The sequence below is a fragment of the Alteribacillus sp. JSM 102045 genome (assembly GCF_041949975.1).
GTDB lineage: Bacteria > Bacillota > Bacilli > Bacillales > Marinococcaceae > Alteribacillus.
Genome location: NZ_JBHFQG010000001.1, coordinates 95,564 through 120,268, shown reverse-complemented (window position 1 = coordinate 120,268; position 24,705 = coordinate 95,564). Strand labels below are relative to the sequence as shown.

Below are 24,705 nucleotides of genomic sequence, written 5' to 3'. Positions count from 1 at the left end.
CGTCCTCTCGCCGCTCTCAATGACACGTTTAGTGACCTTCATTACGAACTCATACAACGTTCGGACCGACCGTTAAAAAGACACAATCTATAGCTCTGTGCGAAAAAATTCTTAAAGTATTGTTTGTCATCGGTCAGCGAGAAAGTGACTTTGATGGAGCGAAGCTTCTCGGGGATCGTCAATGTTCCCGAGTTCAAGCAGCATAATTTTCAAGTGTTATACTACCTTGTTTCTAGTTTCTACTTGCCTATGAATAAACACCAACATTGCCGAGGGCGTTCAATTTTCCATTCGGGCGTTAACCCAGCAAAGGAGCAAAGCCGCCCCCAACACATGAATACGGCGGACGGGGGAATGTGTAGACATCCATCTAGTGATATAGGAGGGTTAGCGACCATCTGCCATGTGGGTGACTCTATACAGAGTAAATAATTCACAAATATCCCTTTTGGAATAATTGGATGGAAACCGAACTGGATATAAACAGTATCCATAAATGTATTGAAAACCAGTAGGTAAGAAATTCTAAAGTAAACAGATGTATCTGAAAGAATATTTAAAGAGGGAGGAAAAAGAAGATACAAACGCTGCTGAAATTTACTATGGCCTTCATGTTAGTTTCTTCCATGTTCCTCTTCATGGTCATCAGAAGATTCTTGTGATGGTGCAGTTTCATCTGAAAGCTGCAATGCCTTTTCGAGATTATCGATATTTTGTTTCATTAAGCTGAAATAATCTTCCCCGCTGTCTCTTTCTTCTTGAATGAGTGATGCCAAGTTTTGTACATGTAAGGCCTCGGCTCCAACTTCATCTTGAACTACTTCTGTAACTTTAGAGGAAACGTTCTTTTCCAGCATCACATGCTGTATCCCGGAATCTTCCACTGTTTCAATGATTTCTCGCAGCTGTTTTTGTGAAGGCTCATCAGACGGTGCAAGACCTGCAACACCAATTTGTTCTAATCCGTATCGATCTTCCCAATATCCATAGGCGGAGTGAGACACAATAAACTGATTACCTTCCGCAGCATTAACCATTTCAGAAAACTCTTTATCTAAATCTAATAATTGTTCTTTAAGATCTGCAAAATTTTCTTCAAATGTTTCTTTTTGCTCGGGTCTTAATTCGATAAGCGCATCTTTTATATTTTCCGCTGCTTCTGCTGCTATTACAGGATCTAACCATATATGCGGGTCAACCTCTCCATGGCCATGGTCGTGTTCTTCAGAAGACTCTTCTGACTCCTCGTGATGGTCATGTTCGTGAGTATGCTCGTCTGCAAAATTTTTTAAGTCTATATCTTCTGTAACTTCTATGGAAAGGACGCCTTCTTCTTGAGCCATTTTATTGATTTCTTCTGCGAATCCTTCCATTCCCGCTCCGTTAAACATAAACGCGTCTGCTTCTACGACATCTACCATCGTTTGTGAAGTTGGCTCAAAACTGTGAGCGTCCCCTCCGTCAGGGACGAGATTGACAACTTCTACTTCATCTCCTCCGATTTTGTTAGCAAAGTCTTCCCAGGCAAACAAAGTGGTATAAATGTGTAAGGGCTGTTCCTCGCTTTCTGCACTCCCCGTTTCATGATCTTCTTCCGTGCCGCAAGCACTGCCCATCCCTAAAAAAATAAATCCCAAAAATAATACCGTCATTACATTCTTTTTCATAAATTACCTTCCCTTTCGTAACCACTACGATTTATCCTTTAGCATTATATCGTAATGATTACGATTTGTAAATAAGAATTATTCTTTTTATACGCTATCATTCAAAATAAAGTCGTGGAATGATTAAGCTAACCCATCCCACACACTCACTTCCATTAACAATTTGGTATAGCTGTGCCGGTCGTTCGTCCACATGTTATTTTTATAAAAGGTATCCACTATTTTTCCTTCTTTCATCACGATAAAACGTTCTGCAAGCTGAGAGACGACAGCGATATCATGGCCGATAAATAGAGTCCCCCGATCAGGATCTCCTATCTTTCGTTGTAATAATTCCAGCACCGTTGCCTGGGATAGAACATCAAGATTCGAGGTAGGTTCATCCAGCATTAGAAAAGAAGGATTAATGCTTAGCGCTCTGGCAATATGTACCCGCTGCTGCTGGCCGCCGGACAACGTATCCGGTTTCCTATCAAGCAAGGCTGGACTCAGACCTACCCGCTCCATCCACTTTTCAGCAAATTCCCTCTCATTGTTTTGTGTCAAGTGCCGTCTCTTTTTATCCGGCATATTACGCACAGGCTCTAAAAAGGTGCGGCTTACGTTCTGCCTGGGGATAAAACTTCTTTGGTTATGCTGAAGCACGGCTTGTGTTTCTTGTCTAAAGAATCCTCTTTCCTTAGCAGAAAGTTTCTTTAAACTCCTTCCTTTCATTTCCATGCCGCCTTTTTGTGCTTGCAGCAAATAGAGACATAACTGAACAACTGTACTTTTCCCTGAGCCGCTTTCTCCTACTATTCCTACACACTCCCCGGGATAAAGAGAAAAACTGATATCACGTACCCCTTTGTTCGTTTTCGGATAATAATAGGAAACATTTTTCATAGAAAATAAAGGTTTCAATGCACTCTCTCCTCCATTTTCGGTCGTTTTAATAATGGAATGGCACGACAAAGTTGCTTGGTTACCGTAGATTGGGGGGAATGTAGAACGGATGCTGCATGGCCCTGCTCGATAATGTGTCCGTCTGCAAGAATAGAAACGGTATCGGCATAATGGAGCACCTCTCTTATATCGTGAGAAATCATTAATATGCTGCATTCTGTTTCTTTTTGTAAAGCTTCCAACAGCTGCATAATATGCTGAGATGTTACCGCGTCAAGCGCTGAAGTTGGCTCATCTGCAATAATTAATTTTGGCTTCATGAGCCAGGCTGCTGCTAAAGCCACGCGCTGAATCTGTCCGCCGCTTAATTCAGACGGATAACTTTTAAGAAGGGAAGCAGGGAGTTTCACAGCATCCAGAGCATTAAACATTTCCACTTTTCTTTCTTTTTTAGACAACATAGGATATTGGATTTTCACCATGTCATCCCACTGCTTATACATCGAAAGAAAAGGAAAAAACGAATTCCTAGGGTCTTGAAAAATATAGGCGATGCTGCGGCTTGCTAATGCGTTCAGCCTCTTTTTCTCCATTTTTGTTAGATCTTCACCTTGAAATATGACAGACCCGGAGATCAGTTTCATCCTTTTTGGCAGCAAGGAACAAATGGCCTGAGCCGTTAAGCTCTTGCCTGCTCCGCTTGGCCCAGCTATGGCGTGCCATTCCTTTTTATCTGCTTTTAAAGTAATGTTTTTTAAAAGAAAAACATCTTCCTTTCTGACCGTTAAATGACGGATATCAAGCATAGCGTCTATCCTCCTCTGTTTCTTTTTTTTCTATTCGCCCGTCTTTCAGCAAACGATCTCTGCATTTATCACCTGCTATGTAAAAAAGAAGAGATGTGAATACTATCGCCAGTCCAGGAAAGAAAAGCAGGTGCGGGTGGCCTTCTAAATAGGCCCTCGACTCGTTCAGCATCGCTCCCCATTCCGGTACAGGCGGCTGCGCCCCCAGCCCAATGTAGGATAAAGAAGCAATCAGAAGCATCACTTTCCCAATATCGGTGGTGCAAAGAACGAGAACGTGACCTGCAATAGCAGGGGAAACGTGATAACGAACAATCGAAAAAAAAGAACTGCCGTTTATACGTGAAATCATCACCGCCTGTCCTTGCATGACCTCTCTAGTGATCCCTCGCACGAGGTAGCTGTATTGAATCCATTTCACAAAAATGACCGCTAAAATGACATTAAACAGCCCTGGTCCGAGAACAGCACTTAATAGTAAAGCTAAAAGAAAGTCAGGAAACGCAAGAAAAGCATCACCAATACGCATGAGTAATTTATCTATTCCTTTTCCTTTTACACCTGCTAAAATTCCTGCCGGCACACCAATGAATGCGGTGATTAATATAGAAAGGACACTAAAACCAACCGTATAACCAGCTCCATGTATAATTCTTGAAAAAATATCCCGTCCTAAATGATCCGTGCCAAACCAATGAGCCAAAGAAGGTCCTTGCAGACGGTCTGCTACCGAAATAGAAAAAGGGCTGACCTGCCCTATGAGCGGAAGGATAAAAATCCCAACTAAAAAAACTCCCACAACAATGAAATAGATTTTATCAGGAATTTTCATATTAATGACCTCCTTCCCCATAATGGCCTGGTCCTAGAAGACGCAGCATAACATCACTGATTAGCTGAATAAACGTTACACCGGCAACCATTAATATGGTATAGCACTGAATAACCGGAATATCTCGCCGAGTAATGGAATCGACGATAAGAGACCCTACTCCAGGGAAACCAAATACTACTTCAATCACGACCGTTCCGCCAATTAAACTGCTGATACTTACGCCAAGGACAGAAAATACAGGGACCAGCGCTGCTCGAAAAATATAGCCCCATCTTATTCGTCTTTTTGAAACGCCTCGCAATGATACAGCGATAAGAGAAGGTTCAGCCATTGATTCTAAGAAGCTGGATCGAATCAGCCTGATGTAAAAAGAAGACATTCCTATTCCAAGGGTCAAAGAGGGAAGAACGATATGCCCCCACGTTCCGCTCCCCATAGAAGGAAACCACCCTAGTTGAACCGCAAACAGCTGAATGAAGAAAAGACCTAATAAAAAATTAGGAACGGAAGCTCCGCTTACCGATAATAGTCTAGCTCCAGAATCCACCCATGTTCCACGGTGAATAGCACTAAACACTCCAAGGGGGACCGCAACTCCCATTGCTACGATGAATGCCCCGGCACTCAAGTAGAGAGTTGCCGGAAATGCCTGTAAAAGCATTTCCAGGGCCGGTTCCTGTGTCACATATGACTCTCCCCAATCCAGCAGCAAAAAACTTACCAGCCATTGAACATACTGTCTCCAAACGGGTTTATTGAGTCCCAGCTCCTCTCTTACCTGTTCAAGCTGCTCTTCTGTTACCGTTACATCCTCTGCTCGTAAAATCGTAGTGGCTGGATCTCCTGGAGATAAGCTAATCAACAAAAAGCTTATAGTAGAAAAAATCCACACAAAAAGAAGAAAACTTATGATACGCCGGCTTGCTGCTTTCATTATTCTTCGATTCCTATCTCATTTGTTATCATGTAGTATTCACTGGTACTCGTTTCCCACCCTGTAATGTTTTTTCTCATCGCCACACTATTAGTTGGGTGAACAATAAAAGAATGATAATATTCATCAAGAATCAAACTTACTGCTTCTTGGGCTAATTGGTTTTTTTTCTCTGCATTGGTTTCTTTATTAAATGCGTTGATTTTCTCAGTTAATTCATCATCTTCTACGTTTCCTACATTCAATCCGCCATCCGGGGCATAAGCAGTGTTTAATAAATAACTAGCATCTCCCTGGGGGGCGGTGACGAAACTATAAATAGAAAGGTCCCAGGACGTGTTATTTGCAAGGTAGTCATCAATTTGTTCGTTGAGCTGAATATCTATAGTAATTCCTGCTTCTTTCGCTTTGTCTTGCAGCAGTTGAGCAATTAAAGGAAGCTCCGGTCTTGCAGAATACGTTACAAGAGTCAGCTCCAGCGGTTTGCCGTCTTTCACAGCTTTGCCGTCTTCTATGGTATAACCTGACTCTTCTAATAAATTAATAGCCTCATTTATATCTGCCTCATTATCCTTGCGTTCCACAGAAAAATCAAAGTCCTTATGGAATGGCCCTTGTGCTGGTACGGCTTCTTGATTCATCGTTTCGACCACTTCCTGACGGTCTATTAATTTATCCAACGCTTTACGAACATTTTTGTCCTGCAGGGCCGGGTTTTCCATTTGATAAATGAGCTGATGGGTACGCAAACTTGAAACTGTATCCACCTGATATTCTTCTAGTGTATTTACTTCTTCCACGGGCGGCCGGTAAACAATATCGGCATCACCAGATTTCAGCGCAGCCAATCTGGAATTCGCATCTTCGTTAAATAAAACGATGACCTCTTCCAATTCAGAAGCACCAACCCAATAATCATCAAACCTTTTTAGCTTGAGGTATTGATTCGGCTTAAAGCTGTTCGTTTCAAAAGGCCCTGTGCCAATCACTTCCCTTTTATCATCAGATGGTTTGATTATCGCTGTGTTCGGGTGAACCAATTCGGATGGAAATGAAGCGTTGCTTTCTTCTGTCTTAATCGTGAGCTCTTGTCCGTCAGCTTCCATTTTTTCTATATCAAGAGCTTCCTCCATTGCTTTACTTTCTGCCATGGTTTCTTCTAACGAGTTCTTCACAGCTTCTGCGTCAAGCTCTGATCCATCGTGAAAGGTGACATCCTCCTGGATCGTAAAGACCCAGGTGTTTTCATCCAATTGCTCCCATGATTCAGCAAGCCATGGCTCTACTTCTTCATTTTTTGTATGGGCCAATGTTTCTGCAGCTCCCATTCTAACTGTGGTATAGTTTACATCAACCGCCGGATGAAGCACCTCTGCTGGATAATGAAAAGCGTATGTAATAGATGTTGATTGTTCTTCATTATTGTCATCTGCTCCTGGTGCCTCGCAGCCAAAAAATAGAGTAGCTGCCGCACCCATGAACAAAGCTAAATGTTTCATTTCTTCCCCTCCTATATTTTCGAATATTGCAACTTTTACACTAAATAACTCTTTCTTGCTCTAGATTAGTTTGCTTAAAAGAAGAACGTATTAACGACGGTGCGTAAGCCCAAAGCACAAGTGTGCGAGTAAGGGAAAATACGATGAACGCAAGCCAGAGCCCGTGGTTTCCCCAATTAGGCAAAAACAGAACCAGCGTTAATAAAAATAACACCATAGCTGCGATTAAAGAGTTTCGTACAGGAGCTGCTTTGGTAGCTCCGGTAAAAAAGCCATACAGTTGAAGACCCCAAAATGCAGCGATTGGAAACAAAATAATCCAAGTACTGTAATTGATAGCTGTATGGGCGACTTCCTCTATAGAAGTAAATAAACTTACAAACCAGCTGCCGCTTACAACCATGAATAACACCCATCCAACGGCTATTATAAAGGACCAGAACGCTCCTGTTTTCATTGTTCGCAAAAACAGTGAACGATCGTTTTTCCCTATCGCTCTGCCTGCTAAAATACTGCTCGCATTTGCTAATCCATCAAAAAAATAAGCCATGATGAAGTGCACCTGCATCAATATAGCATTCGCCGCTAACGTTACTTCTCCAAATGACGTTCCAACCGATGTAAATACACCGAAAACAGTTATTAAACAAGCCGTTCGAATAAATAAATCGCGGTTTACACGTATCATATGTAAGAATGGACCTGCTTCCCAAACAGAAGACCACCGAAAGACGGAAAATGTGAAGCCTGTTTTTTTCCAAAGATATACGGCCGCGATAAACACTCCTGTTATTTCAGCTATCAACGTAGCAAGTCCAATTCCGGCTGCTCCCATATCAATAAAAAAGACAAATAAAAGATCCAGCCCCATATTCAGCAGGTTACAGCCAAGCTGTAGAAAAAGAGCCACGTTTACATGGGAACGGCCAATCAACCACCCTAAAAGCACGTACTGTATTAAGGCAAACGGTGCTCCCCAAATGCGATAGGAAAAATAACCTTCTGCCTGATCCTGTACAGCTTCAGACGGCTGAAGCAAATGTACAGCAGTTTGCCAGAGCGGATACTGAGCAAGGATAAAAAATATCCCCACTGCAGATGCCAAAAGCAATGGCCTTGCCAGCATAATAAGCATCTCGTTTTCATCTTGCTTACCTGCAGCCTGCGCTGTAAAACCAGAAGTGCTCACCCGAAGAAAACCAAACAGCCAGTACAGTGTATTAAAGATTAACGCCGCAATGGTTACACCACCCAAATAATGAGGCGATTCTAAATAACCGACCACCGCTGTATCTACAGCCCCCAGCAATGGAGTCGATATCGTCGCCAGCATCAGGGGGATGGCAAGCGCCAGATAATGCCGATGGCTTCCCTCCTGTCGTGATCCATGTTTCATGCTATCTTCCCTTCTTTCGTGCTTGCTTTCCACTAGTAAAAATTTACTCTTTTGCAAATAGCAGGTTCACAAAAGGAAACTATGTATGATTTAATCGTAATAATTACGATTTGTCAATAATAAGAAAGGCGTAAACGCTCTGGTCAGCCTCGACAGGTAAATGTTCTTCAGTCATGAAAGGCGCTCTTACTTCCATAAGGATGTGGTGACTTCTGCGTTGCACTTTCGTCGCCAAAAACGCCACGTCCTGTGGCATTGGCGACATTAGCACGTCCTGTGCGTCGACGTGTGCGTCTCTTAGCAGAAGGGGCCTAAAGGATGTTCGACTAAGAACGTCACGTCCTGTGACAACGTCGAACTGACCCGCCTCATGCGGGCCTCCGAGAGGCTGAGCGTTGAAGCTAGACATCAAATTACAAAATTAAATATTTTATCACCTAATAAGAAAAGCCCAGAAGCTTATGGACAAATCCAAAAAGGAGGGATTTATATTGCTTTATACGATGACTGCAATCGAACAACATATTTTTGATACATATCAAAAGGCTTACCATACGCTACAACACGAAACAGATCTTTCTCCTAAAAACCCGGTTATTAATCAAACACTTTCTCAATTAGTTTTTACATTAACAATGCCAGTGGATCAAAAAGTTACAGACCAAATTATCGAACACCCTGAAATCAAGGCCATAAGAAAATCAATGTTGTCCTTACTTGCACAGGCAGAAAGCGAAATGGAGAAATACTATGCCATGCACTACTTAACAACTGCCCGTTCTATCAACGATTTAACTCACTTTATGTACTGGAACAATTACATCAACCTTGTCCAAAAAGAATGGGAAATCAGTCAAAACATCACAGAAGTAAATCGGATTACGATGATCGGTTCAGGCCCTCTTCCATTATCTGCTTTAATGATGACCAAGACGTGGAATGCAGAGGTACGGTGTTTAGATATCGATCCATTTTCCCATTTGTTAGGGGAACAATTGCTTATGTCTCTTCAAGGAAATGATGAAATTTTACACGAGCAGGAAGACGGGGCAAGGGCTGATTATAGCAGCGATGATCTTGTACTCATTGCCTCTTTAGTACCTAACAAAGAGGATATTCTCCAACAGATTAAGAATACCAATCCTAAAGCTATGGCAGCTATTCGCAGCGCCGACGGCCTGTACCAACTTTTATATGATCCGGTTCAGCCAGAAGTTTATAAAAAAAGCGGCTATCAGCTCATTCGCAGGACCGAAGCAGATTCCTCCGTCATTAATTCCACGTTGTTTTTACAGCAGGAAAAATAGAAGCATCATCACAAAAGGGAGGGTTGAGGTTGCAAAGGACTCTTGTTCCGTTATTTCTAGAAATTCATTCTTTTAGAAGAGATTTTTCATGGTTTTAGAAGCAATTGAGGAACGAGCGTCCGCTAACACTGCCAAATCCCTCGTTTTAGAAAAATAACGGAATGAGGGGCCGACCTACCTCCCTATCCATCTTCTACTCTGTCATCTTTCTCAGCACAGGATATACATAAGGGTTAGAAGGTTCTTCTATGACTCGGCCGCGCTCCGCTTTAATCAATGGCAGCTCAACTCCATTGTAGGTAGCTACCTTAAGAGTCCCTTCGATTTCCATCCAGATGTCTTCTTCATAGGAGTCGGCCTGCTCAAATTCCGTTAACCACCCTAGTACTCCCGCATCTGCAATACAATGCGTAATAATAAACCGGGAAATAACTAACTGGTTAGAAGGAAGGCCTTCTTCTTTGTAGGTGAATCCTTTCAGCTTAATTGTTTTCCCTGCAAAATCACGGGGGTTCTCATGAATTGCATCATAATAAGAGGAAAAGATATCATCTTTCATTTCGATCACATTTAATGCCTCTAAATCTTTCATTTTCGCTTCATATTCATCTTCCTGAAAATAATTATTATTAGGAAGAGGTTCCTGATCATGTAAATCAGTGGTACTTTCTTCAGCCCGTTTCTCACCCGTCTCAATTCTGTTCCCTTGAGATAACATCGTTCCTTTGTTTTCTGCAACAGATGAATTGAGAGTTTCTGGGGGCAGAGCAAATCCAGTTATGAGCGGAAACATAAGGATCCCGTAACAGATACATTTTTTTAAAAAGGAATCGTCATATCCATGATGATGAGTGCATCCTGAAGAGCAGTGATGATGAGTTTCTTCAGGCTTCCAAACTCTAGTGATTTGAATAAGGGTAAGAAAGACAAAGACCGCTCCAGCTGTTTGGCTTAACACTTCATATTTAGGATTCACAATTTTCGTTATATCACCAGAATAATGTAATCGTATAAAAAAAGCAGCAAAAACGGCGAGAATTACAGCCCTTAAAAATTGTTGAAAGGAAAAGCGCATGGATACTTCCCTCCTTACCTTATATGAATGAAGTGAGTATAATACATAAAAAGACAATGACTGTGATGAAAATGAACAATGTTACAACAAATCTTGCTTTAAACACACTAAGCAGCATAATTGTATTTTTTAAATCAATCATAGGACCGTAGACCAAAAATGCTAATATAGAAGTATCAGGAACTAAATTTCTAAAAGAAGCCCCTATAAAAGCATCTGCCTCAGAACAGAGAGATAACAGATAGGCAAGACCCATCATAATAAAAGTCGATGCTATCAGACCATCACCGAACAGAAAAAGAGAAGTGGCAGCAACGTACGTTTGTAAGAATGCTGCTACAAAAGCACCAATAATTAAATACTTTCCCATATCAAAAAACTCGTCTATCGAATGCTTTACCATCTCTTCTAATCTGCGTATAAATTTTTGCTTATGTGCAGCTTGTTTTCCAGACGCCGCTTCTTGTGCTTGTTTTAGTTGATTCGATTGAAAGAAAAAGCTGATAGAAAGTGCAATCAGCAGAGCCGCTGCAAAACCAGCTCCCATACGCAAACTCGCCATTTTTATGTCATTTCCAAATGCCATGTAAGTGGACAGAATAACAATAGGATTTATTAATGGACCTGTTAAAAGAAATCCTACTGCTGCATAGATTGGAACTCCTTTCGCAACCAGCCTTCGAACAATAGGGACTATGCCGCATTCACATGCCGGAAAGAAGCCTCCAACCACACAACTCATCGTGACAGCCATAAATTTATTCTTGGGAATCAAACGCTGTATGTGCTTTTCTGTAACAAACATCTGAATAAAGCCCGCAATAAACACACCAATCAGCACAAAAGGAATCGCTTCTATTAATATACTTAGAAAAATAGTATTTAATTGATAAAAGGAATTGGGTAAATGAGTCATCCATTTATCTCCGAGCCATTCATTAAAATACATAAAATAAATAACCAGTCCAATGACTAAAATACCTGTATAGTCAATCAAATATGTACGGAGCCCGCGATACATACTTACCCTCCCTCTAATCCCACAAATCGTAATATTTCTTTTTTAAAATCTATGTGTTGGTGTGATGAAGTATGTATGGGTTTTAAAAATAATAGAATACATAAAAATAGAGCCGTATCTCACAGCTCCTTGTTTGTTTTTTTGCTGGCTAAAAAATACGCATATTCAATAGGACGTTTATAAACAAGCTCCCTTTCCGGGAAAGTCTCTCTCACTTTGTGATAAAGGTTTTTTTGTAGTTTACCATTCACCTCTATGATTTTTATGTTTTTATTTTCATCAATAACCATATCTATACCAATTTCACCTAATATTCCCAGATGTTTTTCTATTAATTTTGACATTTTAATACTCATTTGGATCATTATTTCATAAAGATCATGTTGTTCTTTCGTGTCCTTTACTACTAATGACAGTACCTCTTCTGCTAAACAAATTCGATTGCTGCAATTGGTCACATAGTAGTCTTTTTGAGCGATCCGGCTGATGCCATTGGTAACAGCCCATTTCCCCTTGCTATTTTTTTGGACCAGCATTCGAATGTCTGCTATTCGGCCTGCGGCTCTTTCTGAAGGTACATATTCTTGAACGATGTGCTGTTTTCTGCTCGTCAATTCATCTATTTTTTTGTAAAAAGGTGCTGCGTCCTCGAAGATATATTTGGGTCGTTTTAAGGTGTCCTGATAGACTTTGTAGGGTTGGTCGTCTGTTTTTGCTTCCACCAGATACACACGTCTTCCTAAATATCCATAACAAGACTTTAAAATTAATTGTTTGCGGATCTCCAACAAGTTTTTAAAACGTTTCTTCTGATAAACCCACGTTCTTGGCAGATATGCGTTCAAATCCGTAATAGATAAAATCTTATAGAGTTCCCATTTGTTAAAAAAAGTGATCGTATTAAAGCATTTATTTTTTCCGATATATTTCTCTAAACGTTTAATAGTCTTCCCCTTTTTTTGATAGCATCGGTTATAAACAGCGTCTGGGAAACGAAATATCGTTGTTTCCCACTTTTGATTACGGAAAGAGCACCCTTTTATTCTTTTCGATTTCCAATCAATATTTTTAGGAGTAAAAGAAAAAAGCTCTACCGGAATATTTCCTTTGTATTTTTGATACAACCTTAGCGTTCGTTTTCGCTGGCTTCGCTTATTAACCATAATCCCAACCACAGGTTTACTACTCATTTTTTCCTCACTTCATATTAAAAATTGATTTCAATTTCTTTATAAGTTCCTCTTTACTAATCTCTCCATTATGCTTTTGCTTTAGGGCTTCGATGACTTTTTTATTGTCATTCTCATTTATCTTTTTCACAGCAAATTTCCTCCTTTAAGGTTTTATAGGTCACTGTTGGTTGGTTTTAAATGCGATAGCATTAAGACCTCGTGTACTAACAGTAATAAAATTTTCTGGTGCTAAGGCCATAATGGAGAAAGTATACGTTTTAGTTCCAGGCGTTGGTGGCTCTACGATCCAGCTGATATTCAGAGATCCACTCCATATTCCTAATTGGGCTGCTGTAGGAATCAAAATTCTTTCCAAAGCTACCGGAGGTATATCTATATCTGAACCAAATAAAGTTCCAAATAAAACAGCGTCACTTACCACCTGATTGAACGATCTGATTTCAGCACTTGCAAACATATCCAGCTTCACTGCTTCTCCTTCCTCTACATCCAGTTCGACTTGTAAACTTTCATTAAACATATCAACTTCCGTCGGAAAGTTAGTTCTTTGATCATAATCGGTTTTAATAAAGCTTCGTCTCGTTCCCATACATGCCACCCTGTCTATTGTTTTTCTTCTTATCAGTTAATGAAAAAATATAGAGGCAGACACGGCATTCGTCATAGACAAGGACAGCTTTGGACACGTCCCCAAACATAAAAAAAGCGCGCCTTCTTAAACAATGTAAGAAGAGCGCCATTCTGTCTCTAAAATCTTTATCCATGAATATCTCGTCGGTTATAACCGATAAAACCGGCTGCCAACAATATAATCGTCATAATAGTTAATATGGACACTTTCATAAAGTCCATTTCCTCTACCGGCATCTGCGGAATGTGGACAAAAGGTGATAAATTACCAACCCCAGTCTTCAAATTGAAACAACCCGCCTAAATAAACAACTATAAAAGAATAGCCCAGGTACAACCATGTAAATCCAGAAATATTTGGTGCAAAACCTACTAACAAGACGGCAAGGCCTGTCATTACCCAGATTGCAGGCAGATAAACTATGGCAGCACGACTAAAACGTACCAAATGAAATTCCGTCGTCCATTACTGTAATAGCTGTTGCTCCTATTAGAGAAATCATCACAAAACTGACGATCAGCCCTATAAGAAGATAGCTTCCCATCAGCCGGGTACGCGATATGGCTCGCGCTAATAAATGCTCTGTGCGTCCCTTTTTCTCTTCACTTATAAGCTTAAAAACAATCATAAGAGCTGGAACTGTGCTGATCATCGCTATAATGGACATTAGCTTAGCAGTGAATTGCTCTGTTAAAGAGATTCCCCCAACGGGTCCAATCAGATCTTCCATTACATCTATTTCATTAAAAAAAAGACTCTAAATCGCCAAACACAGGCCCGTAACACGCACCAATGAATAACATTCCGACAGCCCACCAAATAATAGAAGTGCACTGAAGCCTAAATGCAAGCCCAAAAGGACTTTGTAAAAAGGAAGATGCGAACTTTCTGCCTGGCTTTGACGGTAAAAACCCTGAGCCTGTATCTCGAATGGAATTTAAATACAGCACCATAACAACGAGAACGATAGAAGCTGCTGCAGTTACGATGACCGGCCACCAGTAATTGTTTACATGGAGAAAACCAGGAAAGTGTTTCATTGCTGACATCACTAATAGCCCGTATAAGATAGGAAACGCCCAGCATAGTAAAGGATAACCCAATCGTGCCGCACGAGCTTTCTGAAAGCTGGGCAAATAATGCGGTGATCCCTGTGAAAAAACATCCAACTGCTCCCAGCGCAGCCCCATATAATAAAGACCCCTTTACATCCATGCTTTCGATGCCTAACGCATATAAACCAAATCCCATTCCTAATGCTAACAGGACATTTGTTCCAAACAGAACTAAAATAACAGCTAGTAAATGAGATAACCGGCCGGCTGGCAAGGAACGTACAATTTCGATGCAGCCGTCCTCTTCCTCTGCTCGTGTACGGCGCGCTGTAAGTAAAATACTCATATTCCCAACCGTAACAGCAGTAAATAGCAGCATTTGATGGGCCATCATCGCACCAAAAGTGTAATTTTCTAATCCATAATCAGGCCCCACCATGGGAGTCATGGTAGGATTAACCATCGTTTCAGCAATTTTCTGTCTATCTTGCTCCGTTGGATAAGCTTGTAAAAGAACCCGAAAGTAAAAGAGTAAAACCGGTTAACGAAAGCAGCCTTACCGGAATACAAATGCGGTCCTGCCGTAATAAAAAACGGGAAAGCACCCCTGTTTTATTGTATAAGGTCGACATTAAGACCACCTCCGTCTCCTGTACTAGGATTTTGCCCGGCTGATTCGTAATGGCGCATAATAAATCTTCTAAGGTAGGTGGTGCACTTTCTAGCTTCACGATCCCATATTGACTTATATGTTTTATAACGTCGTCAAGCTTCTACGATGATTAGAAAGTCATGTTCCTCTAAAACATCCCCCTCTTTGACTCTTAAATTGGATTTCCCCATGAAAGAACAAAGACTTACACATCAATGGTGCTTTTTTGAAACAGTATGATCTACAATTAATGACCAAAAATAAAATTCATACAAGCATTAAATTTGCTACCATGGGATCTTAATTGTTTCATATAAATTGGTTAATAGCACCTAGTATTTTTCTCTGCTTTTCGGTGCGAAAAAGAACCAAATATTATGAGTGTAAACCCTTTTGTGGTGCAAAAAAGAACCAAATATCAAGAGCGAAGAAATAGCATCACGGAGATTCTTTAATAATTATCAAGGGATACACTAGTGTTTGCAGCTTAATCAAAAAAATTCTCTACTAAAAAACGTTTGGCATGATACTTGCACATTTCATAGTAGAACCAATCACAATTATGATACTTGTGATTGTATTAAAGGAGGTTTATTTTATGCTAAATACATTGGAAAATGGAGTTAAAGACACTCTACAAACGGTTTCACGCTTATCGAAGGAGGTTTTTGCTCCTCGTGCAAGTCAAATTGATAGGGAGAATAGGTTTCCTTATGAAAATTATCAAGTTTTGCAAGAACATGGGTTACTCGGCTTAGTGATCCCTAAGGACTATGGGGGTGTTGGGGGAGATTCGTTTCTGATGGGAGAGGTTATCAGAGAGATCGCTAAAGGTGATGGTTCCACAGCTAATACATTTAATATGCATTGTACAGTAATTAATATATTAAAAGAAATGGCTAACGAGGAACAAAAACGCCGATTATTTAGCGATGTAGTAAATGAAGGGAAGTTGTTTGCTTCACTAACTAGTGAACCGACAAGTAGTTTAAGAGGAAATTTTCGCCCTAGCACCATAGCTAAAAGGGTAGAAAGTGGTTATATCGTATCAGGTACGAAGCATTTTGCTTCTTTAAGCTCGGCCGCTGACTACTTTAATACACTTGCTCTTATAGAAGGAACTGATTTTGTGGAAGATGGCCTCATAATGCTGACAATACCAAGAACTACACTTGGTATTACAGTAGATGAAACTTGGGATGCTATGGGTATGAGAGGGACTGCGAGTAACACGGTACATTTCAAAGAGTGTTTTGTTGAAGAAAGAAATGCAATTGGGGAACCTGGAGATGCGATCCGGAAAAACGTTAGTGATGGTTATGCCTACGGTTTCGGTGCTGTTGGTATAGGATTAGCCGAAGCAGCCATGGAATTTACCGTTAATTATGCACAAAATACTACCTTCAAACCTGACACTAATTCCATCAGCCATTATCCTACTATTCAACAGCATGTTGCAGAAATGGCGATAGAAATTGAAAAAGCTAAATACTTACTGCGTCAAGCGGCATATGTTCGTGACCATGGAACTCTTGACGAACGTGTTCTCCCAGTGACAGTTGCTAAATATGTAGGTACGGAAACCTCTATCAAGGTTACAGATATGGCTATTCGGGTCTGTGGTGGAAAAGCGTATATGAGGAATTTTCCTCTTGAGCGTATTCATCGTGATGCGCGAGCAGGTATGGTAATGCCACCAAACAATGATAAGTGTTTAGAAATTATTGGTAAAACTAAATTGGACATTGATGTTAATGGTGGCTGGTTAAGCAAAGATAAAAAATAAATCTATATCCACCTTTAAATAACACACTTTGGTTTTTTATGGCGTTTAACGTCAAAAGAGATTCGTTCCATGTAAAAGGGTGCGGGAGATTCCCGTAACGAAGTAATAATCAATAAACCAGGTAGATGCAAGGCTACATGGGGCGAATAACAACCTGTATGTTCCAATCGAAACCGAATGTGAGCAAAATTATGTGATCGTAAACACCATTAGAAGAATTAATAAGTTTACTTCTATGGTTGTCGGATTACGCCCGAAAACCATAGAGCACACACATTAAGAACGAAAAATAAAAAGAGCAACTCACTGATTACTAAATCAGTGTCTGCTCTTAATATACAAGGAGGAATTGTAATGAAACTTGCACGTATTGATCATGTAGCCGTTTCAGTAAAAGATGTAGAAAAAGCCAGAGATTTTTATAGCCGTATTTTAGAATTACCTGAAATTCCTCGTCCGAATTTTGGGTTTAGTGGGGTGTGGTACAAATTAGATAAAGTTATGGTCCATGTCATTCAAAAAGATACTAATGCTAATCCAAATCGGGCAAACCTATCGGCTCAAGATCCGCATCTAGCCTTCTGCATCGAGGATCTAGAAGAATTAGATAAGTTTATACAAAAAATTGAATCAGAGAATATCCCATGGTATGAGCTTGAAAATGCACCAAGTGGATTAAGACAAGTGTTCTTTAAAGATCCAGATGGACATATGATTGAAATCGTGACTCCTAATCCTAAAAATCCTTACTATGAGTCTGTTTTTTTAAAATATTACGTTTAACAATTAATGATTTTAAGAGTTTAATGGTTACTTTTACTAAAAACTATATTTAGAGGAGGAAAAAAGGAATGAATGAAATCGTAGATCAAACCTCAAAATTTAAAGAAGTGATGGGGAATTACCCTACTGGTGTTACCATTGTCACCACTGCTGATGACGAAGGGAGTCCAGTTGGCCTAACTGTCAATTCATTTGCATCAGTATCTTTAGATCCTTTACTTATTTTATGGTCTATTGATCACCGCGTTTCTACTATTGATATTTTTAGATCTTCAGATAAATTCGCAGTTCATGTGTTAGCAGGTGATCAGACAGAGCTTTGTAACTTATTTGCTAGTAAAGGAATAGATCGTTTTAATAATTGTGACTGGAAACTATCTGAACATAACCTTCCTATTATCTCCGATGTTTTTGCTGTCTTACAATGTAAGACGTTCAAGCAGGTTGAGGCGGGTGACCATACCATTCTAATAGGTAAAGTCATAGATATAACAAAAGAAAACAAGGACCCAATGCTATACCATCGAAGAAATTTTGGTGTTATTCCCTCAAAGTTTTACGCTTAAAAGGTAGTTTTTGTGGTTAACTAAGTTTAGATTGGGCATAATTTAAACTTTAAAGGGTCTCTTCACAAATATACAGTTTAGAATTAGAAATAGTTCCCTTTTTTGTTAGTTTCTATTGAGATAACATCTTCCATAACGTAAACACCTGAAGGAGAACTTCAAAATTTAAGTGCTCCTTCTTTCAAAAAAGGCTACACTTAGTTGGACAGATTCGATAAGGTCATATAGGATAGTTCAAATATAAATTCTGATAATCGAAGAAGCTTCACGAAACATTCAAAGAACAAATTGTTCAGCTGCATGCTTCAGGAAAACCCAGGGCTGAAAGAATATGAGTTGACGCCTTCCGTCACAAATACTCGGTATCAGCAATGTGCGCCGTCCTGCAAATTGCAAGAAGTACGTATTATTACGAAGCTCAAATCCGTGGGGACCAGGCTGAAGAGTTAACACTGGTCTCCAAAGATACAATCGCTCAATACAAGCCTCCGTAAAATAATTAATATTCCCCTTGAATTATTGTTCATTAACATTAAAATAACGCGTTGCACATTGACTAGACCAATGTAGAGAGTATTTCGTAGGGCCTTGATTATCCGCGCGATTTTCTTTTTAATTATACCCTTATACCACTACATGTAGATAAAAAACCTAATGTAATATTCTCCATTATAAATGTGGGATAGACTATCAAAGAAGAACAAAAGCGCAAGCGCCCTGATCAGCGTCGACAGGTAAATGTTCTTCAGTTATGAAAGGCGCTCTTTGCCTTTCATGACTGGAGGTTATTTAACCCCGAGAGGCTGGGCGCTGAAGCTAGACGCGGATCAAACAATATGGAGATAGTTATCCACAACTTGTAAAAACATAATTTCCTAAACAATGAAAAAAACACACCTCAAAAAGTAAGATGTGCTTGAGTAATTATTTTTGATCTTTACGTATCTCTCGAATGACATGTGCAAGTTCATGTGAAATAATTCCAAAGATTTCTCTGAATCCAGGCATTTCCTTGTCTAAAATAACGAAAGAATTTAATTTTCTCTTTCAAGAAAAGAATTTTCAATCCAATTTAGAAAAAGACCTAACTTTTAGATCTCACAAATACAAACCTCTTTTTTTCGTTTAAAACCGATCACAAAAAAAGTGATGATAATTTCATCTAAATTTAGCTTTTTCTCCTGTTAACTTAACCTGACTTCTTTTCCGCAATTTCCCCTAACATTTCAACTTCAACCGCCTCACCTGGATTAAAACCCTTCCCCCCAGGCACCTTCACCAAACAATTACTTTCAAGAAAGCTTGAGAGAACATTTGAAGCCTGTTTATTGGAAATCCTAACTCTTAATTCACCTGATAAAGAACTATACGTTAATCCACGTAAAAATCGAGTATGAGGTATTTGTTTCTTTTCAATATTTTCATCGCATATTGCCTGTATTCGATTCGGTAACGGCTCTTTCCATCCTGCCATATATCGTATTGCAGGCATTAAATAAAGCCTTGCGTTAACATAAGAAGAAGCTGGATTTCCGGCCAAGGCAAAAATAGGTTTGTCTTGCCATGTGCCATACAAAGCTGGCATCCCAGGACGGGTCAGTGTTTTCCAAAAAACAGCTTTAGCACCAATTTTTTCAAATGTCATTCCGAGATAGTCATAATCCCCCATTGAGACTCCACCACTAGTAACCAAAATATCGACCTGTTGAAGAATTTCTAACATCCTTTTTTCCAACTCTTCTGGATCGTCTGGAACAATACCATAATAAACAGGGTCGCCGCCCATCTCTTTAACCAGACCGGCAAGCATTACCCCATTACTATCACGTAGTTTACCTAAATCAATGGGTTGATCTACATTCAATAATTCGCTTCCTGTTGAAAGAATACCAACCTTTGGTTTGGCATAAACCGGTACAACAGAAATACCGAAAGTGGCAAGCAAACCCAGCTCAGCAGGCCCTATAAGGGTCCCTGGGGTAAGAATAGTTGTTCCCTCTTTAACATCTTGTCCCTTTCTGGAAATGCCTTCACCAACCAAAACTGATTGGTAAATCATAACGCTCTCAGAATCTTCGTTTGAAATATCTGTTTCCTCTACTTTGACTACTGCATTCGCTCCTTTTGGGATAGGTGCTCCCGTCATAATGCGACTAGCCGACCATCGAGTCACTTCTTGTTGGGGTACATGTCCAGCTGGAATTTCTTCAATAATACGCAGCTTAACCGAGTTTGAATAGCTAGAAAATTCGATAGCCTCTGCCTGTAGAGCGTACCCATCAACAATGGAACGGTCAAACATGGGGACATTGTGTTCAGCCTTCACCGAATCTGCAAGACAAAATCCATAGGCTTCAGACAAAGGGACATTAATAACTGAAAGGCGACGTACTGTCGAAAGAACAAGTTGTTGTGCTTCCTCTAAGGGTATAGGTGAAGAATTGGGTATTGCTAACATGTTGGTCACCACCTAAAAAAATTGCTTAAATTGATTTACGCTTTCATACTCCATTAATTTATGTCATTCCTAATAAGGCAAAGCTCTTATATTGTCGATTTATTAACCCCCACTGACCGGAGGAAAAAAAGCTATCTCGTCAGAAGTATTTAAAACTTGGTTAGCCAAGACGTATTCTCGGTTGACTGCAACATGACAAATAGGTAGGATATCTGTAATGTTTGGGAAATTTTCTACCAATATTTTTTTTACATCTTCTATAGTTGATCCATCTGATAAAGAAGTTGTCCAACGTGAAGTGCCAGCTTTATCTGCCACAGAAGCAAAGAACAAAACAATTATTTTCAAAATGTAACACTCCTTTTTTTATGTTTTTTAATAGATATAACTCATGATATCTTTCATAAAGGTGACTTGTTAGTTGTTTATCTATTTACGTATATCTAGGTTTTTATTTTAAATTCGGCTAAATTTTTAAACTTTGATGATACTGGTTTACTAATCTACCCCCCAAGATATTGTGAATATAATACACGAGCAACTGACTCTTCGGATGTTCCATGGACTAGAACTCGTCCGTCCGGAAAAATTGATATCTGATATGGATCTTTTTTAAACTGTAGAAAATAAGGGCTTAAACGAACGCTACCTAAGGGAGAGAGCTCTTTAGCTAAAAGATTTAAATCTAGTTTCTTTGTTTCTTTAGGGTGCACTTGTACCGTATCACGGCCGCATAGCAATGTTACCGAGTCTCCCTCTTCTCCTTGTAAATATGGAAAATGCCCTTCCCCGCAAACCCGGCAAGAGGAGTTTATAGGCAGTTTAATTTCTTGTTGAGTAAAATTATCCCACATCTCTAAATGAAGTAAACTTTTCCTTATTTTCCCAAATTGTTTCGTTAAAAGTTTCATTGCTTCTGCGCCTTGGTAGGAAGCTACCAATTGTACAATCGGTCCTATTATTCCGGCCGTTTCACAAGTTGGTAACATCCCTGGTTCTGGTAGTTGAGGATGAAGACAGGCAAAACAAGGTCCCTGACCCGGCAAGAAGGTACTGGTTTCTCCAACATCTCCCACAATAGCACCATAAATCCAAGGAATATCGTGCTTCTGACTTACTTCATTAATCAAATACCTTGTAGAAAAATTATCATTCCCGTCCAGAATCAAATCCACGTCGCTAAGTAGGGCTTCTGCATTCTTCGCATTCAGATCTTGAGCCATAGCTTCAATCTTGATTGAAGAATTGATCTGCTCCAGGTGAGTTTTCGCGGCTATCGCCTTCGGTAACCCGAGTGCAGCATCCCTTTCATGAAACAATGTTTGGCGCTGCAAGTTCGAAACAACAACAACATCACGATCTATGATACGTATAAAGCCTACACCAGACCTAGCTAAATGATTAGCAGTAGCTCCTCCTAAAGCTCCGACTCCTACAATTGCTATGCGAGATTGAGATAATAAGTTTTGTCCTTGATCACCAATGGCAGGAAAACGAATCTGTCGTGCATAGCGCTCCTGTGGGTCCCAATTGGTGTGTGGATGTTTTTCCATGTTTGTGTTGGGTTCCATCCAAGCAGTTTCGTGAATCTGGCATCCCTCAATCCATTCAATCCCATCATCGTAGATTTCTTTCTTCCAAATAGGTATAGTTCGCTTTAACTCTTCGATTGCAAAACGTGAAGCAGCATAAGCTTGTGGACGGTGGGGGGAAGCGACAGCAATAGCGACGCTGACATCTCCAATAGCAAGATCCCCTAAGCGATGAGTAATGGCTAAATCAACACCAGGCCACTGTGCAGAAACACGATCAGCTATACGTTGAAGTTCTTTCAGGGCCATAGGTTTGTATCCTTCATAGGACAGAAAGTTCGTTCTTTTTCCATGTGTCCATTCTCGTACAGTGCCTGCAAAAAGAAGAACAGCTCCAGCCCCTGGGTATTCAACTTTTGAAATGATTTCTTGCAATCTTATGGGACTTTTAGTTATTTCGAACTTCTCATCAGTCGACATGTAATGTTCTTTAGTCTCCATCTTTGTTTTATCCCCCAATGTAGTGCATCTCTACCTTTTGATTGTTTGATAGGTTTGTGTTGTAAAGTCTCTCTTCGGAGTAACGATCAAGACGTCTATTCCAAAACTGTTCTATAAGCTTACTTATTTCTGCATCAGCACTCCCAGAACGGAGCTCAGAGCGAAGATCCATTCCTTTAGAAGCAAAAAGGCAAGTGTAAAAATTACCGTCTGCCGATAGTCGAGCCCGTGTACAGGTAGAACAAAAAGAATCTGTTACAGAAGAAATAATGCCTATTTCCTCATTTGAACCTTGGTAGCGATAACGAGAGGCTACTTCCCCCAAATAATTTGAGTTAAGGGGTTCCAGAGGTATTTCGTTGTGAATACGTTCAACAATATCTCGTTTCGATTCCACCTGGTTAAGATTCCAACCATTGCTATTTCCTACATCCATAAACTCTATAAAGCGTAAAATATGCCCAGTTCCTCGAAAGTGGCGCGCCATAGGAAGAATATCTTGGTCATTAACCCCTTTTTGTACCACCATATTTACTTTGACTTTCATTCCGATCTTGGCTGCAGCTTCAATCCCTTCAAGAACGGTTGAAACATCGCAGCGACCACCGTTCATTTGACGAAAAACTTCATTGTCTATGCTATCTAAACTAACATTGATACGGTTGAGACCAGCATCTTTTAATTCTTTGGCGTATTTGGTAAGAAGTGACCCGTTCGTAGTTAACCCAATGTCGGAAATACCTTCTATCAACCCCAATCTTCGGATTAACTTCGGTAGGTCTTTTCGCAATAACGGCTCGCCGCCCGTAACGCGAATCTTTTCTACGCCAAGTGACACAAAAATTTTTGCAAGACGGGTAATTTCTTCAAAACTTAGCAACTTATCCTTTGGAAGAAAAGGAAAATCAGGACCGAATACCTCTTCCGGCATACAATAACGGCAGCGAAAATTACAACGATCGATGACAGAAATACGCAAATCTTTGAGAGGACGTTGTAAAGCGTCAGTTGTTTTAGCAATGGAACCCATTTATATACTCTCCTTCACTTTATGTGTCTTATTCCTCACTTTTAATAACTCTGCCATGATACTTATGCTAATTTCTTCTGGTCCTTCCGCATCGATATTTAGCCCTATCGGCGAATATATCCAATCTGGTAATCTATCAGGTAACAATAAACGTTCTGTCCTTCGTCTGGGTCCTAATACTCCTAGGTAACTAGGGGAAGATTGAATCAGTTTGCGTAATATATTACTATCTCGCTGAAAACTATGCGTCATAATGAGTATATAGCTTTTGTTAGGTATCTCATGGTTTTCCAAGTATGACTCCGGATGTGTAAGTATAAATTGATCAACCGTTGGAAAAATAAATTCGTTACAACGACTGCTCCTTGGATCAATGATGGTAACAGAGAAATCTGTATCCGAGGCCAACCGGGCTAAAGGTTCTACATCAGGACCTGCTCCGAAGATGTATAATTGTTCTCTTGGTTCATATAATTCGAACAAGATATTCTCTTTAAAATCAGACAATTGAATGAGATCAATCTTTTTGCCGCTTTTTATAAAACTCAATAACTCAGGGAGAAGCTTCTCTTTCATGTTTTTATTTGTAGTACCAATAAATTGGCCGTCTTCAGAATAAAAAACATGCGTTCGGTTGGAATAGTTATCGCTTATAATTTTGGCCATTCCAATCTTATGACCTAAATTTAATTTAGAATCCACCAGGGGCCATATAGATTGGGAATGAAATGGTGGTACATAATCCCATTCGTAAGGTTCAACATAAACCTTTATGCTTCCGTTACATCCTGCCCCCTGGCCCCAAGATAAATCATCCTCAGACCTCAGGTCATAGATTAATGTTTTTGGTTGCCGGTTCATTATGACATCGTAAGCTTGATAAGATAAATCTTCTTCCAAACATCCTGCACTAATCGTTCCATATTGACGGCCATCTTCAGAAATTAACATTTTGGCTCCCGGGTGTCGGTAAGCAGAACCATCTACTCCGATAATTGTGGCCATTGCAAATCTAGTTTCTTTATTATTTTTCATCTTTCCTAATATTCTGTAAAAATCATTCATAGCATCCACCCTTTTACCTTATTGTTTG

26 protein-coding genes are annotated in these 24,705 nt (G+C 39.9%); 4 read left to right on the top strand and 22 right to left on the bottom strand.

Annotated elements, in window-relative coordinates:
• Window positions 1–614: 614 nt before the first annotated feature.
• From ACE1TI_RS00540 to ACE1TI_RS00505, 8 genes are all read right to left on the bottom strand, one after another.
• Complete coding sequence (locus ACE1TI_RS00540; protein ID WP_375005618.1) at window positions 615–1,667, bottom strand: metal ABC transporter solute-binding protein, Zn/Mn family; 1,053 nt, start codon at window positions 1,665–1,667, stop codon at window positions 615–617.
• 123 nt (window positions 1,668–1,790) lie between these two features.
• Window positions 1,791–2,570 (bottom strand): ABC transporter ATP-binding protein, encoded by a 780-nt coding sequence (locus ACE1TI_RS00535; protein ID WP_375005617.1) that lies wholly within the window; start codon window positions 2,568–2,570, stop codon window positions 1,791–1,793.
• On the bottom strand, window positions 2,567–3,358 hold the full coding sequence (locus ACE1TI_RS00530) for an ATP-binding cassette domain-containing protein (protein WP_375005616.1): 792 nt from the start codon (window positions 3,356–3,358) through the stop codon (window positions 2,567–2,569). Before ACE1TI_RS00530 ends, ACE1TI_RS00535 begins: the two co-directional genes overlap by 4 nt.
• Complete coding sequence (locus ACE1TI_RS00525; RefSeq protein ID WP_375005615.1) at window positions 3,351–4,190, bottom strand: ABC transporter permease; 840 nt, start codon at window positions 4,188–4,190, stop codon at window positions 3,351–3,353. Before ACE1TI_RS00525 ends, ACE1TI_RS00530 begins: the two co-directional genes overlap by 8 nt.
• 1 nt (window position 4,191) lies before the next feature.
• Entirely contained in the window at window positions 4,192–5,127 is a 936-nt protein-coding gene (gene nikB, locus ACE1TI_RS00520; RefSeq protein ID WP_375005614.1) for a nickel ABC transporter permease, read from the bottom strand.
• The gene (gene nikA / locus ACE1TI_RS00515; RefSeq protein ID WP_375005613.1) at window positions 5,127–6,626 is read right to left on the bottom strand and encodes a nickel ABC transporter substrate-binding protein; all 1,500 of its coding nucleotides are present in this window, start codon (window positions 6,624–6,626) and stop codon (window positions 5,127–5,129) included. Before nikA ends, nikB begins: the two co-directional genes overlap by 1 nt.
• Before the next feature lie 40 nt (window positions 6,627–6,666).
• Window positions 6,667–8,022: an MATE family efflux transporter gene (locus tag ACE1TI_RS00510; RefSeq protein WP_375005612.1), complete on the bottom strand. Its 1,356-nt coding sequence runs from the start codon at window positions 8,020–8,022 to the stop codon at window positions 6,667–6,669.
• 103 nt (window positions 8,023–8,125) lie between these two features.
• A complete protein-coding gene (locus ACE1TI_RS00505; RefSeq protein ID WP_375005611.1) occupies window positions 8,126–8,257 on the bottom strand; it encodes a hypothetical protein in 132 nt (43 codons plus the stop codon).
• 256 nt (window positions 8,258–8,513) lie between these two features.
• On the opposite strand from ACE1TI_RS00505, the gene ACE1TI_RS00500 reads away from it, so the two are divergent.
• Window positions 8,514–9,329: a nicotianamine synthase family protein gene (locus ACE1TI_RS00500; RefSeq protein ID WP_375005610.1), complete on the top strand. Its 816-nt coding sequence runs from the start codon at window positions 8,514–8,516 to the stop codon at window positions 9,327–9,329.
• A gap of 193 nt (window positions 9,330–9,522) precedes the next feature.
• Here ACE1TI_RS00500 and ACE1TI_RS00495 read toward each other — a convergent pair whose 3' ends face one another.
• From ACE1TI_RS00495 to ACE1TI_RS00455, 9 genes are all read right to left on the bottom strand, one after another.
• Entirely contained in the window at window positions 9,523–10,404 is an 882-nt protein-coding gene (locus tag ACE1TI_RS00495; RefSeq protein WP_375005609.1) for a TIGR03943 family putative permease subunit, read from the bottom strand.
• Between the two features lie 19 nt (window positions 10,405–10,423).
• On the bottom strand, window positions 10,424–11,425 hold the full coding sequence (locus ACE1TI_RS00490; RefSeq protein WP_375005608.1) for a permease: 1,002 nt from the start codon (window positions 11,423–11,425) through the stop codon (window positions 10,424–10,426).
• 119 nt (window positions 11,426–11,544) lie between these two features.
• Complete coding sequence (locus tag ACE1TI_RS00485; protein ID WP_375005607.1) at window positions 11,545–12,615, bottom strand: YheC/YheD family protein; 1,071 nt, start codon at window positions 12,613–12,615, stop codon at window positions 11,545–11,547.
• 7 nt (window positions 12,616–12,622) lie between these two features.
• Window positions 12,623–12,745 (bottom strand): hypothetical protein, encoded by a 123-nt coding sequence (locus ACE1TI_RS00480; protein ID WP_375005606.1) that lies wholly within the window; start codon window positions 12,743–12,745, stop codon window positions 12,623–12,625.
• A 30-nt stretch (window positions 12,746–12,775) separates the two neighbouring features.
• A complete protein-coding gene (locus ACE1TI_RS00475; protein ID WP_375005605.1) occupies window positions 12,776–13,207 on the bottom strand; it encodes a hypothetical protein in 432 nt (143 codons plus the stop codon).
• Between the two features lie 167 nt (window positions 13,208–13,374).
• The gene (locus ACE1TI_RS00470; RefSeq protein WP_375005604.1) at window positions 13,375–13,533 is read right to left on the bottom strand and encodes a hypothetical protein; all 159 of its coding nucleotides are present in this window, start codon (window positions 13,531–13,533) and stop codon (window positions 13,375–13,377) included.
• Window positions 13,534–13,682: 149 nt separating this feature from the next.
• Window positions 13,683–13,979, bottom strand: coding sequence for a hypothetical protein (locus ACE1TI_RS00465; RefSeq protein WP_375005603.1), 297 nt, complete (start codon window positions 13,977–13,979; stop codon window positions 13,683–13,685).
• 110 nt (window positions 13,980–14,089) lie between these two features.
• Entirely contained in the window at window positions 14,090–14,767 is a 678-nt protein-coding gene (locus tag ACE1TI_RS00460; protein WP_375005602.1) for a hypothetical protein, read from the bottom strand.
• Window positions 14,768–14,786: 19 nt separating this feature from the next.
• Complete coding sequence (locus ACE1TI_RS00455) at window positions 14,787–14,936, bottom strand: hypothetical protein (RefSeq protein WP_375005601.1); 150 nt, start codon at window positions 14,934–14,936, stop codon at window positions 14,787–14,789.
• A gap of 618 nt (window positions 14,937–15,554) precedes the next feature.
• On the opposite strand from ACE1TI_RS00455, the gene ACE1TI_RS00450 reads away from it, so the two are divergent.
• The 3 genes from ACE1TI_RS00450 to ACE1TI_RS00440 all read left to right on the top strand — a co-directional run bounded on the left by ACE1TI_RS00450 (window position 15,555) and on the right by ACE1TI_RS00440 (window position 18,091).
• Window positions 15,555–16,742: an acyl-CoA dehydrogenase family protein gene (locus ACE1TI_RS00450; protein WP_375005600.1), complete on the top strand. Its 1,188-nt coding sequence runs from the start codon at window positions 15,555–15,557 to the stop codon at window positions 16,740–16,742.
• A 354-nt stretch (window positions 16,743–17,096) separates the two neighbouring features.
• Entirely contained in the window at window positions 17,097–17,525 is a 429-nt protein-coding gene (locus tag ACE1TI_RS00445) for a VOC family protein (protein WP_375005599.1), read from the top strand.
• Between the two features lie 68 nt (window positions 17,526–17,593).
• The gene (locus tag ACE1TI_RS00440) at window positions 17,594–18,091 is read left to right on the top strand and encodes a flavin reductase family protein (protein WP_375005598.1); all 498 of its coding nucleotides are present in this window, start codon (window positions 17,594–17,596) and stop codon (window positions 18,089–18,091) included.
• A gap of 1,189 nt (window positions 18,092–19,280) precedes the next feature.
• Here the strand turns inward: ACE1TI_RS00440 and ACE1TI_RS00435 are convergent.
• The 5 genes from ACE1TI_RS00435 to ACE1TI_RS00415 all read right to left on the bottom strand — a co-directional run bounded on the left by ACE1TI_RS00435 (window position 19,281) and on the right by ACE1TI_RS00415 (window position 24,677).
• Complete coding sequence (locus ACE1TI_RS00435; RefSeq protein ID WP_375005597.1) at window positions 19,281–20,549, bottom strand: molybdopterin molybdotransferase MoeA; 1,269 nt, start codon at window positions 20,547–20,549, stop codon at window positions 19,281–19,283.
• A 102-nt stretch (window positions 20,550–20,651) separates the two neighbouring features.
• Window positions 20,652–20,897 (bottom strand): molybdopterin converting factor subunit 1, encoded by a 246-nt coding sequence (gene moaD, locus ACE1TI_RS00430; protein ID WP_375005596.1) that lies wholly within the window; start codon window positions 20,895–20,897, stop codon window positions 20,652–20,654.
• 155 nt (window positions 20,898–21,052) lie between these two features.
• The gene (locus tag ACE1TI_RS00425) at window positions 21,053–22,582 is read right to left on the bottom strand and encodes a ThiF family adenylyltransferase (protein WP_375005595.1); all 1,530 of its coding nucleotides are present in this window, start codon (window positions 22,580–22,582) and stop codon (window positions 21,053–21,055) included.
• Between the two features lie 7 nt (window positions 22,583–22,589).
• A complete protein-coding gene (moaA, locus tag ACE1TI_RS00420; protein WP_375005594.1) occupies window positions 22,590–23,612 on the bottom strand; it encodes a GTP 3',8-cyclase MoaA in 1,023 nt (340 codons plus the stop codon).
• Entirely contained in the window at window positions 23,613–24,677 is a 1,065-nt protein-coding gene (locus ACE1TI_RS00415; protein ID WP_375005593.1) for an XdhC family protein, read from the bottom strand.
• Window positions 24,678–24,705: the final 28 nt, after the last annotated feature.

Excerpts from the sequence above, each read along its gene's own strand:
- ACE1TI_RS00540 (WP_375005618.1), bottom strand. The coding sequence starts at position 1,667 with ATGAAAAAGAATGTAATGACGGTATTATTTTTGGGATTTATTTTTTTA.
- ACE1TI_RS00530 (WP_375005616.1), bottom strand. The coding sequence starts at position 3,358 with ATGCTTGATATCCGTCATTTAACGGTCAGAAAGGAAGATGTTTTTCTT.
- ACE1TI_RS00525 (WP_375005615.1), bottom strand. The coding sequence starts at position 4,190 with ATGAAAATTCCTGATAAAATCTATTTCATTGTTGTGGGAGTTTTTTTA.
- nikB (WP_375005614.1), bottom strand. The coding sequence starts at position 5,127 with ATGAAAGCAGCAAGCCGGCGTATCATAAGTTTTCTTCTTTTTGTGTGG.
- nikA (WP_375005613.1), bottom strand. The coding sequence starts at position 6,626 with ATGAAACATTTAGCTTTGTTCATGGGTGCGGCAGCTACTCTATTTTTT.
- ACE1TI_RS00510 (WP_375005612.1), bottom strand. The coding sequence starts at position 8,022 with ATGAAACATGGATCACGACAGGAGGGAAGCCATCGGCATTATCTGGCG.
- ACE1TI_RS00495 (WP_375005609.1), bottom strand. The coding sequence starts at position 10,404 with ATGCGCTTTTCCTTTCAACAATTTTTAAGGGCTGTAATTCTCGCCGTT.
- ACE1TI_RS00490 (WP_375005608.1), bottom strand. The coding sequence starts at position 11,425 with ATGTATCGCGGGCTCCGTACATATTTGATTGACTATACAGGTATTTTA.
- ACE1TI_RS00485 (WP_375005607.1), bottom strand. The coding sequence starts at position 12,615 with ATGAGTAGTAAACCTGTGGTTGGGATTATGGTTAATAAGCGAAGCCAG.
- ACE1TI_RS00475 (WP_375005605.1), bottom strand. The coding sequence starts at position 13,207 with ATGGGAACGAGACGAAGCTTTATTAAAACCGATTATGATCAAAGAACT.
- ACE1TI_RS00465 (WP_375005603.1), bottom strand. The coding sequence starts at position 13,979 with ATGGAAGATCTGATTGGACCCGTTGGGGGAATCTCTTTAACAGAGCAA.
- ACE1TI_RS00460 (WP_375005602.1), bottom strand. The coding sequence starts at position 14,767 with ATGGTTAATCCTACCATGACTCCCATGGTGGGGCCTGATTATGGATTA.
- ACE1TI_RS00455 (WP_375005601.1), bottom strand. The coding sequence starts at position 14,936 with ATGTCGACCTTATACAATAAAACAGGGGTGCTTTCCCGTTTTTTATTA.
- ACE1TI_RS00450 (WP_375005600.1), top strand. The coding sequence starts at position 15,555 with ATGCTAAATACATTGGAAAATGGAGTTAAAGACACTCTACAAACGGTT.
- ACE1TI_RS00445 (WP_375005599.1), top strand. The coding sequence starts at position 17,097 with ATGAAACTTGCACGTATTGATCATGTAGCCGTTTCAGTAAAAGATGTA.
- ACE1TI_RS00440 (WP_375005598.1), top strand. The coding sequence starts at position 17,594 with ATGAATGAAATCGTAGATCAAACCTCAAAATTTAAAGAAGTGATGGGG.
- ACE1TI_RS00435 (WP_375005597.1), bottom strand. The coding sequence starts at position 20,549 with ATGTTAGCAATACCCAATTCTTCACCTATACCCTTAGAGGAAGCACAA.
- ACE1TI_RS00425 (WP_375005595.1), bottom strand. The coding sequence starts at position 22,582 with ATGGAGACTAAAGAACATTACATGTCGACTGATGAGAAGTTCGAAATA.
- moaA (WP_375005594.1), bottom strand. The coding sequence starts at position 23,612 with ATGGGTTCCATTGCTAAAACAACTGACGCTTTACAACGTCCTCTCAAA.
- ACE1TI_RS00415 (WP_375005593.1), bottom strand. The coding sequence starts at position 24,677 with ATGAATGATTTTTACAGAATATTAGGAAAGATGAAAAATAATAAAGAA.